Source organism: Pedobacter cryoconitis (assembly GCF_014207135.1).
In the GTDB taxonomy this organism is placed as follows: Bacteria; Bacteroidota; Bacteroidia; order Sphingobacteriales; family Sphingobacteriaceae; genus Pedobacter; species Pedobacter cryoconitis_D.
Genome location: NZ_JACHCC010000003.1, coordinates 186,393 through 200,606, shown reverse-complemented (window position 1 = coordinate 200,606; position 14,214 = coordinate 186,393). Strand labels below are relative to the sequence as shown.

Below are 14,214 nucleotides of genomic sequence, written 5' to 3'. Positions count from 1 at the left end.
ATTTAATTTAAGTTAGCTCTGATACCCAGAGAAAAAGTTGAAGAAGGTTTAATCATATTTAAGCCTTGATAGTCCGGATCAAGATGATCCTTATTGGCAGCCCAGATCAATCCCATATTGGCCGCGTTGACATATACCGACATACTTTTGAAGGGAAGAAAACTGATTTTTTCCCTGTTCACCTCGTAAGCTAAATTCACATAAGCCAGGCGAATATGATCTGCCCTGTCTACCAGTACTTCAGAACCATTGTAAAAAATGTTCCTTGCACTATTATCGGGATAAGAAAAGGAAGGGACGTTTGTATGTAGTTCGTCACCAGGATGCTGCCAGCGTTTAGCGTAATCAGCATGTCCGCTTCCCGAGGCAATCAGATTTCCATAATTGACTGATGCCTTTCTGAAATAATAGCCAAGTTTATAAGTCAGTCTCACATCCAGGCTAATGCCTTTATAAGTAAACTGATTACCTAGTGAACCATAGAAAGTAGGTAAAGCAGAGCCGTGATATTTCAAATCCTCAACCTTTGCCGTACTTCCGGTAATCAATTTATAATTTTCACTTATCACTCCATTGGCATAACCTCTTGGATTACCATTTACGGGATTAAGACCTGCCCATTTAAAAGAAAATATGCTGTAAACTGGTTTTCCGCTTATTCCGGAAAGTATAAATCCAGTATTCGTATAAGAACTTACGTCCTGTGACGGCATATAATAATTCACTACCTGATCCTGGTAAAAACTGGCATTCAAATTACTTGACCATTTGAAATTAGCTATAGAAACATTAAGACTGTTCAGTACCAGATCAAAGCCATAACCTTTGGTCGCTGCTACATTTTTAACAATTGTAGGGCCTGTGCCGCCCGTATAATCAATCAAGGCCTGACCAAAAAGCCTGGTCCCTCTTTTATTAAAATACTCCAGACTACCAGTTAGCCTGTTCCCCCTGGTTCTGAAATCCAGTCCCAGATTTGTCATTGCCGCACGCTCCCAGGTTAAATCAGGATTATAAAAATTCTTGAAACTAGCTTGCGGCAAACCTGTAGAAATTGAGTTTCCACCAGCATAACTGATCGTAGTCACGGCGCTCATCGCCGGGTTTATATTTCCACTTACTCCATAAGTTGCTCTTAATCTTAAATAAGGCAGGAAAGACAACTGACAGAAGCTTTCCTTACTGGCTTCCCATGATACCCCCGCAGACCATAAAGGGTTCCACCGGTCATTTGCTTTCAGGCCAAAAAGATTAGACGCATCACTCCGGGCGCTGGCCGAAACGGTATACTTCCCGTTATAGGTATAAGAACCATTGGCATAAGCCGAAACAAAACGGTTCAGAGTTTCATCCAGACTCTTACTATTGGGAATATAATTGAGCACACCAGTCTTAAAATCAGGAAAAGGGGTCAGGTAATCTACATTCCCATAGTTCATCAGTAAATCATCATAACCATAAGTCCTGCTCCTGTCTGAAGTCATCCTTGAGTTCCTGAGTTCTCCGCCTGTTATCGCGTTCAGCTCATGTTTGCCCCAGGTCTGGCTAAAATTCAACTGCCCCCGTACATTATGCAATTGCAGCAGGCTATTTGACAAATCCAGTATTCCTCCCAGAGGCACCTTATAAACCTGTGCTTTTCCGGTTGCAAGCTGTGTAAAGGAATTGACGAGATTCCTTGCAAAATAACTGTCCCGATCACTCAGGTTATTCCCTCCGGTTTGCTGCCTTTCATACTGGTACTTAATCATAGCAGATAAACCTTTGGCTAGCCGGTAGCTCGCTCCTGCACTCATGACCAGGTCACTGATAGATAATGTATTCACTACATGCTTATAATCTTCCAGCGGATAATACTTCCAATCCAACAGCCTTCCGCGACCAGCTGTATCCAGATATCCCAGCCGGATATCTTTTACAATAGCTAAAGATCTTCCCTGATCATCTGCAAAACGCGCATAGGGATACAAGTCGGAACCAGACCTGATCCCCCCATACGCTGGTCTACCAGAACTGCTTTTACTTTGCGTATAGAATATACCCGCAGTTAATTCTAAATTTTTGACAGGTTTGATGGTATTTTGCAAACGCGCATTAAAGCGATCATATTTTTCGTCCAGCACAGAAGAGTTACGGTCATAACCTGTAGACAAAATCCAGGAGTGCGTAGATGATCCACCTTTCAGACTTAACGCATATTGCTGGTTTAAACCCCGCTGATAAATATATTTATTAAACTGATCCCTGACATCTATAGTACTTAAATCTGCTTTTGCGGCATCATAAGCAGACTGCGACAATTCACCTTTGTCTTTCCTGATCAACAGTTCAACTATGGGTGTCAGTCCCGCTTTACGGCTCGAATTAATATCACTCGTATATCTTCCTTTGGCATATAAGAACTCTTCCAGGTTGATAAAATCGGCAATAGACATCGGCTTCAGATAACTTAGATCCGGTTTAGCAATGATAGTACTGTTCACATTCAAATCAATAGACAGCGGCTGATTAAATTTCCCCTTTTTAGTTGTGATCACAATAACTCCATTCCCCGCTCTTGCACCCCAGATAGAAGTTGCCGCAGCATCTTTTAATACCGTAATATTCTCTACATCATTAGGGTTCAGATTATCCAGATTTCCTTCATAAGGAAAATCATCGACCACAATTAATGCAGCCTTTGGTCCTGTTACCGTACTCAGTCCCCTGACCATCAGATTACCGGTTGATGAAGTAGCCCTGTCCACAAACAATCCATTGGCTACAGCCTCCAACCGGCTCAGTACCTTAGTACCTACCTGCTGGTTAAAGGTTTTCTGACTAATGTAGTCAAAAGACCCCGTGGCTCTTTCTTTGGAAAGTTTCTGATAACCGGAAGAGACTATGGTTATCTCTTCCAGGGTCTGCTCCAGCGGTTCCAGCTTAACCAGTAAATCTTTGTACAACCTGGACTGATTAACTATGATCTGTTTTTTTCTATAGCCGAGGTGGGAAAACTCAAGGGTATCCAGCCCTGTTTTGACCACCAGAGTAAATAAACCATTCAGATCTGTATGTACGCTCAGCTTCGTACCAGCGACTTTAATCGTTACACCTGCCAGAGCTTGTGCATCAACGGACACGACTTTACCTGTAACTCTGTGTTGTGCAACCACATTAACTGCAAAAACAAGCAATATTGCTATTATGATTAGATTCTTCATACACTATCAGGTTATTTTTTGTCTTTTAATACGAACATGTCCAGCTCCCGTAGTCCTTCAACTAATTCCAGGTCATAGGCCTTCAGCTCTTTGCTTAAGGTTGGAAGGTCCTGTTGCCTGGAAAGGTGGAGATCTGCATTCGCAGTATAACCTGTTTCATTTACCAGAGGGATCCTGATAAAAGGCAGCTCGCTGATCCGCATCAGGAGTAAATCCAATGAACAATTAACCAGTTTAGAATCGGAAGTATTAAACAGAGAATTAGCCCTTTTTCCACCGCTGGTTTTGATCTTATCAATTTTACTGGTCCGTTTCAGTACCAGACATTTAACCCTCCTCTTTTCAACCTTTGCGATATAATCCGTATAGCGGTTCAGATCTTCCAGAACATACTCATATAAGGAAGAATCTTTGAGATCTGGTGCATTACAGACATAGGTATAAAAATCAGTCTTGTCCAGATCCTTATTGAGTGTTATCCTCGTTGTATCTTTAATCTGGATGATCCTTTTACTTTCACCATACTGTTGCCCCCGCTGACTATACAAGGAATACATGATAAGATCATAAATGCTAAGAAGGTTTCTATTACTTATGGTCAGACCTGTTTGCAAACCCATTTTATTTTTCATCACACTTGCCGAATTAGGTAAGACATCATACTTACCTTTAATAAATACACTATAGTGTTTAACCAAATTGTCGTTTAAAAGCCTATTCGTTAAAAAAAGCGCCCTATTTGGATCGGGATCTATCTTGACAGGTACCGAATCCTTACGATCATTATGCAGAAACCCGTCAATATTTTTTGCCGTCACCTGTTGGGCAGATGTAGTTGCGACAAGCTTGCCTGTCTGATCTAACCAGACATAATACGGTATACTGTGATGAGGAAAAAGCTGATGCAATTTCTGATCATCTGTAACTACCGGAATAGCAGACAGCCAACCTTTGTGGAACTTTTCCAGAAAAGGCAATACCAGTTCTTTTGGCTGATTCGTGACCTTCAGAAACTGGACTTCTCCTGCGTACTGTTTTTGGAGTTCTTCCATTTTCGGGAAGTTTTTGACGCAACTTCCACACCACGTAGCCCAGAAATCAATAATGATCAGCTTGGCTTTGAAATCTGAGAGGTTGGTTTTAGTGGTTTTGTAATTGTAGAGGTTAGTTAAAGTTACATCCGGGATTCTGTCCCCTATTTTGACAGGTTCGGAAGTTGGATTTTCTGCCGGATTGTTCTGGCTTTTGGCGCTAAAAAAAAGGCAAAGCGTGGCCATGGCGATTACTGAGATCGTTTTTTTCATGTGGATTGGTTTATTTGATTTTGGTTAGTTTAAGAGGAAGTGGTTTTTCTGAGGAGGTACTCTTCCATAATCATTGCGCTCTGGGAAAATGGAAAATGATTATAATAATCATCGAGGATCATCTCGATAGTCAGGCTTTCTTTATGATTGATGAAATCGATCCAGTACACAAGATCATAAAGATTCCGTTTTGCATAATAGTTATTTTCCTGCCGGGGTATTGGTTTACGGATTTCAGGGATGCTACCAAAACTCCGGGATTGACACGCCCTGTTTAAGTTAGCTGATATGGACGAAGAACTGAGCAAACCAGCAATAGTCAGGACGAATTGTTCGATACCTTTGAGTTCAGCTTTTTTCAGGCAGGACAAATCACTGTTTCCAAGGATCAGCAGGATAGTTTCATGAAATACACAAACCTGATTGTAAGTGTATTTAGCATTGACAGCATCAATTGCGCTTTGCAATTTGGGGGAGAGAGGTTGGGTTGTTTTTTTCATACTCATTTTTTTAGATCTAAAATGAGCCATATAACCAGAGAGCATACCCCAAAAGGGGGCTGACAACTCGCTGTTTAATTGCAAAAGAGGTTCTGGTGGACCCGCCTCGGTTTTAAAATGAATTAAAACTTCAGCTTTACCATCTCTTTCGAAACGGCTATCGTGCAAAAAAATAAGCGAGCGCCAGCCCCACCTTATAATAGGGCTTGCAAATATAGAATTTTGACGCTCAACTTACACTCGCACGATTAAAATTTACCAGATTTCTTTCGCGAGGCTCGTATTTATTAAGTAATATTATTAAATTATCAATTCATTGTTAGTAGTTTTATTTGTATACATCAAATATAAACAATAAGTATAATTATACCAAATTTGGAATAATAATATTTAATAAATTAAAGTCCATTTGTCTGTATGGCTGAGCAATATATTGACATAGATTCTTTAAATATTATAAGAGAAAAATTATGGGCAGTTTCTAATGAAAAAAAGATAACATTAGAAGACATTCAGGACAGAACAGGTTTCAGTTACAGCCAGGTTTACCGGATTGTAAGGGGCGAAAATAATATGTCTGTCAGTGGCTTTATAGCAGTATGTAAAGCTTTGGAAGTACAGCCTTCAAAGATTCTTGATTTTGAAATCGAGATTCCAAAATATCAGCCAACGCGGAAAAATTTCAAGTAATTCTTCTTCTGTTGACCAGGCCATTCTATAACTAAATTACCCACAAACAAGATCGCCTCTAAATGCTATCTCATCAATGAGCTTTTTTAAAAAAATATTCAGTTCCAAACAAAAAACCATCTCTTCCAACGAAGAATTCTGGTCGTGGTTTAAAACACAACAACGAATATTTTTCAACGCTGTGAAGACTGGTACAAACATCGAAAAGGATTTCTTTGATCAACTCTCCCAAAAACTTGACGGGCTTAAGCCCGGGTATTTTTTCCTTACCGGAATGCTCAGTAATGATATGGCAGAACTGATCATTACTGCTGATGGAACTATCAAAAATATCGTATTTGCAGAAGAACTTGTTGCTTCTGCCCCATCCTTGCCAGGCTGGAAATTTACTGCATTAAAGGAGGAGATGAATATTGAGCAGACCACCATCAAAATGGGTGAATACGAATACAATAGTAAGAATATGTATTTCTATCCTAATGACCATAACAACTATCCGGATGAAATTGATATCACTATTATCCACCAGGATGCGAATGAACAAAATAATCATACGATAACTATTGGCGTCCAGATTTTCCTTGATAATTATCTGGGTGAATTGCATTCTGCAACGATCATTGATCACTTAAAAGTAATCAGAAAAGACCAGGCCCGGAAAGAACTTATTCCAATTGAAAAGTTAAAATCATTTCTGATCTGGCGCGAAAAAGAGTTTATTGAAAAATACGAAGGAACCAGGAGTCATACCGATAATGACACCTATTCTATACTAGAAGCTAAATTAACTAACGGAAACCCGCTGATTGCCGTAATCAATACAGAACTATTAACCTGGGACCGCAAAGCATCACATCCCTGGATATTGAATTTTATTCTTCAATACGGCGCAGAAGATACTATCGGACTGCCAGATCGTCAAACTTATAAATTGATAGATGAAATAGAAGATGACTTAATAAATGAACTCAAAAGTTTTGAAGGATACCTGAACATCGGAAGAGAAACTGCCGGAGGCACACGTGAGATTTATTTTGCCTGTAAAGAATTCAGAAACTCGTCTAAAATAGCCTATAAGATCCAGCAGAAATATATCAATCAGATTAAAATCTCCTATGAGATTTTTAAAGACAAATACTGGCAGTGTTTTAATCACTATATAATTAACCCATAACCTTTTATCAAGATCTTTCTTCATAGATTTATTACAAAAACAACTCATATTATTTTATATCTTGTAGCGCTATTGTAAGCTACAATTTATGTCCGAAACACCGCTCATTCAAATCCGGAACCTCTCTAAGTCATACGGTTCCAAATTAGTTTTAAAAAACATTTCTCTTGATATACTTCCAGGCCAGGTAATCGGTTATATCGGCCCTAACGGTGCCGGAAAATCTACTACGGTAAAAATACTTACTGGTCTGATCCCCGATTTCGAAGGCGAAGTCATCATCGATGGCATGAGCATGGCAGACAATCCGCAGGAAATCAAAAAACTGATTGGTTATGTCCCTGAGAATGCAGAAATCTATGATGTACTCACTCCTATGGAATACCTTGATTTTATAGGTAAACTATACGGCATGGAAGAAGCCATGTTACAGGACAGGGCAAAAAAACTTTTGGCAGCATTTGGACTTGCGGCCAATAAAGATGATCGCATGGATACCTTCTCCAAAGGAATGAAACAAAAGGTATTACTTATATCCGGTATCATTCATAACCCCAAGATTATCATTCTTGACGAACCTTTATCCGGCCTGGATGCCAATGCCGTGATCATGATCAAAGAACTGATTCTTCGGTTATCAAAAGAAGGAAAAACTATCTTTTACTGTTCACATATGATGGATGTAGTAGAAAAAGTATCAGACAGAATATTACTGATCAACAAAGGAGAAATCATTGCCGATGGTACATTTGAGTCGCTGAAACAGAATCACAGTGATACCCTTGAGCGTATTTTCTCAAAATTAACCGGCAGGGAAGATTCCACAACTGAAACCGATGCCATTATACATGCTTTTGAATAAAATAACACCCAAAAGCCATGACAAATATCCTTTTACTGTTTCTTTCTATGGATAAAATATTTTTACGCTTCGTTTCCTTCTTTTATCCTGTCCTTGAAAAAACAGGTGTAGATACCGAACAACTACACGAAATTCTGCGTATCAAACTAATCATGGATGATCGCCGCCCTAAAGCCTTGTTTACCGCACGCAGAAATGCAAAGGCCACTACGCAATCACCCTGGCTGATGAATTTCTTCACTTTATTGATGGGGCTTTTAATGGGATTCCTACTCTTTATCAATGATACACCCTATATTGGACAAGCTTTATATTTCACTGTCTTTATGGTGATGATGGCCCTGACCTTAATTTCAGATTTCACTACAGTGCTGATTGATACCCGAGATCAGTTTATCCTCCTGCCCCGACCTGTTAATGACCGTACAATAGCGATGTCCCGCATCTTACATATTAGCATTTATGTTTTAAGACTGGCTTTACTTCAGGGTCTCCCTGCATTAGTCATCGTCGGATTTGTAGATGGGATATTCGCCATTCCAATTTTACTGATACAACTACTGGAAGCTACATTCCTGACCATTTTTATCGTTAATATAATTTACCTGTTAATGATGAAATCCGTGAGCCCACAACGGTTTAAAGACATTATCAGTTATTTCCAGATCGGGTTTTCGGTGCTGATATTCGCCGCCTATTATCTCTTTCCCAGACTTATTGGCGCGTCTTTTCTGGATAAAGTCAATCTGCTAAGCCATTGGTGGGCCTATCTGTTGCCTCCGGTATGGATTGCAGCATTAAACGAACTGCTTATCCATTCGTCCCGTTCAACCCCTTTAACCGGACTGCTAGCTATTATTGGAATAACTTTACCAGTAGCCGGTCTATGGTTTATGGCCAAAGTACTTGCCCCGGGTTTCAATAGGAGACTGGCAATAATTGCAACTTCGGATGGTAATTCTTCTACGCCAAATCAGGTAAAAAAAGAAGGTAAATTTAGTTTAACAGATAAAATTTCGAACCTGGTTGCAGCTGATCCGGTAGAGAATGCAGGATTCAGGATAACCTGGAAACTGGCAGCCCGTACGCGTGAGTTTAAAATGAAAGTATATCCGGCCTTTGCTTATGTACCTATCTATTTTTTATATTTTGCACTGAACGCTAAGGGCAACAACATGGCCGATAAATGGGACAAACTTCAGAGTGGTCATACCTACGTATTTATCATCTATCTGAGCACCATCATCATGTCTGCAATCCTGATGAATGTATCTATGTCAGAAAAGTATAAATCGGCTTGGGTTTATTACGCATTGCCAATTGGTGAACCAGGAAAAATACTGTCTGGTATGTATAAAGCGATTGTGACACTTTACTTTTTTCCATACTGTTTAGTTTTAAGCATTGGGATCGTGCTGATATGGGGGCCACAGGCGATAAATGATATTATCCTCGCTTTTCTTGTAAGTCTTATATATGGCATTTTAATGGCGTTGTTTATGGTAAAAGGTCTGCCCTTCTCAAAACCTGTAATTACTAAACAAGGAGGTGGTAAAATGCTAACCTCAATGATGATCCTTATACTGATAGCCGGATTGGGATTTGGACATTATTTTTTAATGAAATGGGAATTAGTAATATGGATTGCCATTCTTCCTGCACTATTGATTAACTGGATTATGTTCAGACATTATAAAAAACAGACCTGGGAGAACATTGAGTTATCAGACGATTTTTAAGTTGTCTGCAACACGTTTAATAAACAAATAATTAACTGTACCACCAATTACAGCACCGAATACGGGGATTAAGCGTTCTGCAGTTCTTGAACCCAGATTTAGCAGGACTTTTTCAGCAACTTCTTCCATCACATTTTTGGAAACGACCATCCCCGTATCGGCCTTCAAAGAGGAGGCCACAATTTTGAAAAAATCGTCAAAGCGGATCTGGTATCTGCCAGTATTATAATAAGAAATAGCTAGTGTAACCCTGAATTGCTGGGTGATCAGATTGGCAAGGTCCAGGGGTACACCTATTGCCATTGTACTTATTCCTCCTACGCCAGTAATTATCCCCGAACCTGCAGCCATTAAAGCACACTGATTGATGAATTTATCAATCCCCATACTATCTACACCTTTCTTGATTCCCAACTGATCAATCTGGTTAAAGATCTGCCGGAACCCACCTTTCGAAAGCTCTTTAAACCCTTCTCTAATGTCCAGTCCAATTTTTTTCAGACTTAGCTTCTTTAGTTTTATCAACGCCATACCAAATGGTTAAATTCATCAGGTGCTGTACCACTTTCATGCCAGTTAAGCTATTAATAGTCTGTAATTTGTAATTAACGCCTAAAAGCTATCCATATAGGACAGGTTATAAGCAAGTTTAGTTTCTAATCTCTGTTCTAGCGGGTTTGAACTGGGGTTGAAGTGGGGTTGATCTAGGTATAGGCAGTTCAACCCCACTTCAAACCCAGCTCAAACCCGTCTCAACATAGAACAAAAAGCGACTAGAACTACATTTGTCCTTTACTACGATAAGTTTACAATAACCAGTAAAACTAGTCTAACTTCCAGTCTGGTCTTTCGAAGTGGCAGGTATATCCATATGGATGTTTCTGCAGATAATCCCTGTGTTCTTCCTCTGCATTCCAGAAATCAGCTGTAGGAACTACTTCTGTAATAACCTTCCCTGGCCACTTACCAGAAGCATTCATTTCCTCAATTAATTTCTCTGCGGTTTCACGTTGTGTTTCATCCATAAAGAAGATGGCAGAGCGATAAGAAGTACCTATATCGTTCCCCTGCCTGTTCCGTGTAGTTGGGTCGTGAATCTGAAAAAAATACTCGAGTAATGTACGATATGCTAATTTTGCAGGATCAAATGTGATTTCAATGGCTTCGGCATGTGTTCCATGATTCCGGTATGTAGCATGAGGAACATCCCCTCCTGTATATCCAACAATCGTTGAAATTACACCATGCTGATGGCGGATAAGTTCCTCTACTCCCCAAAAGCAACCGCCGGCAAGAATGGCTTTTTCTGTATTCATATATCTCTCCGTTTAAATGATGAAGGTACGACGCTACAGCGTAAATGACAAGGGTCAGTAATCATAATCCTTAGCTATTATAAACCCCAAAACGAAATGTTCAATTCCAGTGATTCACAAAAACACAATAAATCATTATCATTCAATGGCTTGAATTACTTTCAATACTTCAGAGCAAACAAACAAAATGTCCTGCAATAGTTCAGAGATCTGATCACCATTCAACAAGACTCTCATTTTTCATGTTTAAAGTACCACAAAGGGAGACTATTAGAGAGACAAAAAACTAAAAAAAACATCCCGTTAAACCCCACCAAAACAGCTCAATTACCTGCTTTAAATACCGAAAAAACACTTATAACACAGGCGTAAAGACAGTACGAAATGGCATCAAAACAAACACAAACAACTAATAGACAGACTATTAAACCAAAACAACCTCTACAACTGTGAATTTATTCTGATTGATGCCTTGACCATAGCCAATGATTTAATCGCATGGAGTGGAAATTCAATAGGCTGATGGTGCTGATTTTGGGAAACAAACCGCACATACCCCTCCTTTTCAGATTTCTGAAGATACTTTGTAAAAAAGAACTCATCCCCATTGTATTCCAGATAAGTAAGATACATCTCTCCCCAGATGATATTATGAGCAATATCTTTGATTTCTTTATACATCACAATATCACCAGATTTAAGCAACGGATACATACTGTCACCTGTAATATACAAAGCTCCATCACATTTAGGCAGCTTTGGAATTCTGATATAATCTATTGGAATTTGCTTCAGTCTGTTTTGTCCAAAAAGCTCAATTACACCAGCACTTGCCTGCACATCGTAAAGCGGGATATTTTGTGTATCCATTAAACGATCTGTATGTAATTTTCTAACTGTAACTTCCTGTCCTTCCCTTTTCAGCATATCCCCCTGGCCAGTTAGTAACCAGTTGGCATCAATATCAACACATTTTGTGACTATCAATTCATAATCCATTGTGTTACGGCTATGCCAGTTGGACAAAGTATTTGGCTTTATTTCCAGATATCTGGCGAAATCAGCATCATTTTTAAAATTATAGTGAGATTTTATTTGACTAAGGATGAATGACTTATCAGAATTTATCTTCATTTTGTGAATATTTATTTGCATTTGAACACGATACGTGTGCATATTTGTTCCACCTAAACGAACAACTGCCACAATGAACAAAAGTAAAGAAAAAAGGAACAAATACAATCATCAGGTTATAAATGAGCTGGCATTAAAACATGGAATAACAATCCGGTATGTGCGTATGTGTCTTTGCGGAGACCGGAAAAGCCTGTTCTCAGACAAGATTATGAACGAATATAAAGCAATCGATCACAAATTGAAAGAAACCTTAACACACGCACTCAATCAGTAAACAAATCACCCACAAAAAACCATGTATCAGTACAAAAACAACATCCTTTCGATACCTGCCAGGTTACTTTATCAGGACTGGAGTCTCATGTCTTATGATACTTATAAAAAAAAGTGTGACAGAAAACAACTGATCAGAACACAGCAGGGAAAAGGCCTGGGAAATGAAGCCTTTTTAAGTTATGCTGATTTGCCGCATGAAATCAAATCTGTTTGTCTGGACAAAATTGGCCGGCCCGAAGAAACTGTGGTCATTAATCTACTAGAGCCTTTTATAATTCCCGATAGCAAGGCTTCTGCTTTTTTCAGCAATCACCGGACACCAGAAGGCAGACCTTTAGCAGAACCGAAACAAAGACAGAAATCTATCAACTGCTGGATTTTAAATGCTGTTCAACTCGTATTTGAAGATCGTGGAATGACCGGAAAAATGTTTGGAAAACGCAAAACCAGGATCTGGCAGAATATCAGTGAGGCCGTAAACAAACTGGATACAAACAAGTGGAACCATACCCTTCCAGGAGCAGCAAAACGCCTGAAAGAAAAATACGAAAATTACTTAAAAGAGGGTTACGGAATATTCATCCATAAAGGTGAAGGCAATCAGAATACAGCAAAGATCCGTGGGGAAGTGGCAGATTTTATCTTATCCCACTATGCTTTACCTATAAAATTGACCATTCCCATGGTACTGGCTAAATATAATCTCCGTCGTCTGGAACAAAACTGGCCTGAACTTGCTGAGAGTGGCCTTTATCACTGGCTTTACGAACCCGAACAAGAAAGGATATGGACACTTGCCCGTCATGGAAAACAAGCCTGGCAAAATAAATTCCAGCATACCCTCAGTCGTGATAAATCAAACTGGTTCCCTAATGTTTACTGGGCAATTGACGGAACTAAACTAGACTGGATTCATTTTGACCATACTACTGGTCATAAAATGGCTTCTAAACTCAGAATAAATGTTCTTTTTGATGTGTACTCAGAAAAGATCATTGGATGGAGCCTGAGTGAGACAGAGGATCATACTGATCACTTCAAAGCTATTAAAATGGCTGTTAAACAAGCTGAATGCCGGCCATATTTATTAACGTATGACAACCAGAGTGGGCATAAAATGACCCGGATGCAGGAATTCTATAACGACCTGGTAGCGCTCAAAGGAGGATGCCATCATGCACACCGTGCTGGTGCAAAGAACAACCCTGCTGAACAACTGTTCAATCGTTTTCAGCAGCAGGTGATCACTAAATTCTGGTTCTCAGACGGGCAGGGAATCCGGGTAAAAAAAGAAGATCATCAACCAAATACAGATTTTATCACCGCTCACAAACATCATTTAAAAAGTAAAGAAGAGCTCTCCCCGGCCTGGGAGATGGCAGTAAACCAATGGAACTCAGGAAAACACCCGCATTTCGAAGAAAGCCGTGACGAGATGTACCAGCATCCAATGTCACTGAGAGAACAGCTATCCCTGCAGGAGATTATGCAACATCTATGGGTAACAGAAAGCCAGAAACCTATTACTTATAAAAAAGAAGGACTAACCTTATGGCTTAGCCATACCCAGTATCAATATGAAGTATACGATGGAGATGGCAATATAGACATAGAATTCCGTCGCAAATACGTTGGTAAAAAATTCATCGTGCGTTATGATCCGGATGCAATGGACGTATATATCCAGCTCTGTGAGCTTAATGCTCATCAGGAAAAAGTATTTGTTGCCTTTGCAGAACCCAAACGAAAACATATAGATATCCCGGTACTGATGCAGGCAGATGACAAAATGAGCTGGGCCAGGGATTATGCGGTCAGAGATATCGAGTACAAGCGTGATAAAACTGCGTTCGAAGCATTAATAGCCAGATCAGGTTACAGCCCTTCCGCATTCATTGAATCACAGGAGCTCAATATAAAATTCAAAGGCAGCATGCCCAAAAAACAGCAGCAAAAAGTTGATGCCGAAGAAGATGAAGTTTTACTCAGAATGTAAGATCAGAAAACCCATAC

12 protein-coding genes are annotated in these 14,214 nt (G+C 39.6%); 6 read left to right on the top strand and 6 right to left on the bottom strand.

What is annotated here, in order from left to right; translation table 11 throughout:
- Positions 1-2 precede the first annotated feature (2 nt).
- The 3 genes from HDF25_RS06305 to HDF25_RS06295 are packed head-to-tail and all read right to left on the bottom strand — an operon-like array spanning position 3 to position 5,007.
- Positions 3-3,203, bottom strand: coding sequence for a SusC/RagA family TonB-linked outer membrane protein (locus HDF25_RS06305; protein ID WP_184623887.1), 3,201 nt, complete (start codon positions 3,201-3,203; stop codon positions 3-5).
- Positions 3,204-3,214: 11 nt separating this feature from the next.
- Positions 3,215-4,507, bottom strand: a complete 1,293-nt coding sequence (locus HDF25_RS06300) for a TlpA family protein disulfide reductase (RefSeq protein ID WP_184623886.1) — start codon at positions 4,505-4,507, stop codon at positions 3,215-3,217.
- A gap of 29 nt (positions 4,508-4,536) precedes the next feature.
- Positions 4,537-5,007, bottom strand: coding sequence for a hypothetical protein (locus HDF25_RS06295; protein ID WP_184623885.1), 471 nt, complete (start codon positions 5,005-5,007; stop codon positions 4,537-4,539).
- A gap of 417 nt (positions 5,008-5,424) precedes the next feature.
- Here HDF25_RS06295 and HDF25_RS06290 point away from each other — a divergent pair, with 417 nt between their 5' ends.
- The 4 genes from HDF25_RS06290 (at position 5,425) to HDF25_RS06275 (ending at position 9,472) form a co-directional block, all read left to right on the top strand.
- On the top strand, positions 5,425-5,697 hold the full coding sequence (locus HDF25_RS06290) for a helix-turn-helix domain-containing protein (RefSeq protein ID WP_184623884.1): 273 nt from the start codon (positions 5,425-5,427) through the stop codon (positions 5,695-5,697).
- A gap of 76 nt (positions 5,698-5,773) precedes the next feature.
- A complete protein-coding gene (locus HDF25_RS06285) occupies positions 5,774-6,871 on the top strand; it encodes a DUF695 domain-containing protein (RefSeq protein ID WP_184623883.1) in 1,098 nt (365 codons plus the stop codon).
- Between the two features lie 88 nt (positions 6,872-6,959).
- Positions 6,960-7,733, top strand: coding sequence for an ABC transporter ATP-binding protein (locus HDF25_RS06280; RefSeq protein ID WP_184623882.1), 774 nt, complete (start codon positions 6,960-6,962; stop codon positions 7,731-7,733).
- 47 nt (positions 7,734-7,780) lie between these two features.
- The gene (locus HDF25_RS06275) at positions 7,781-9,472 is read left to right on the top strand and encodes a hypothetical protein (RefSeq protein ID WP_184623881.1); all 1,692 of its coding nucleotides are present in this window, start codon (positions 7,781-7,783) and stop codon (positions 9,470-9,472) included.
- On the opposite strand, the gene HDF25_RS06270 is transcribed toward HDF25_RS06275, so the two are convergent.
- The 3 genes from HDF25_RS06270 to HDF25_RS06260 form a co-directional block, all read right to left on the bottom strand.
- Entirely contained in the window at positions 9,458-10,003 is a 546-nt protein-coding gene (locus HDF25_RS06270) for a hypothetical protein (RefSeq protein ID WP_184623880.1), read from the bottom strand. The genes HDF25_RS06275 and HDF25_RS06270 overlap by 15 nt on opposite strands.
- A 293-nt stretch (positions 10,004-10,296) precedes the next feature.
- A complete protein-coding gene (msrA, locus tag HDF25_RS06265) occupies positions 10,297-10,788 on the bottom strand; it encodes a peptide-methionine (S)-S-oxide reductase MsrA (protein WP_184623879.1) in 492 nt (163 codons plus the stop codon).
- A gap of 441 nt (positions 10,789-11,229) precedes the next feature.
- Positions 11,230-11,922 (bottom strand): S24 family peptidase, encoded by a 693-nt coding sequence (locus HDF25_RS06260; protein WP_184623878.1) that lies wholly within the window; start codon positions 11,920-11,922, stop codon positions 11,230-11,232.
- Between the two features lie 73 nt (positions 11,923-11,995).
- On the opposite strand from HDF25_RS06260, the gene HDF25_RS06255 reads away from it, so the two are divergent.
- The gene (locus HDF25_RS06255) at positions 11,996-12,199 is read left to right on the top strand and encodes a hypothetical protein (RefSeq protein WP_184623877.1); all 204 of its coding nucleotides are present in this window, start codon (positions 11,996-11,998) and stop codon (positions 12,197-12,199) included.
- A gap of 21 nt (positions 12,200-12,220) precedes the next feature.
- Positions 12,221-14,197, top strand: a complete 1,977-nt coding sequence (locus HDF25_RS06250; RefSeq protein WP_184623876.1) for an integrase catalytic domain-containing protein — start codon at positions 12,221-12,223, stop codon at positions 14,195-14,197.
- Positions 14,198-14,214 lie beyond the last annotated feature (17 nt).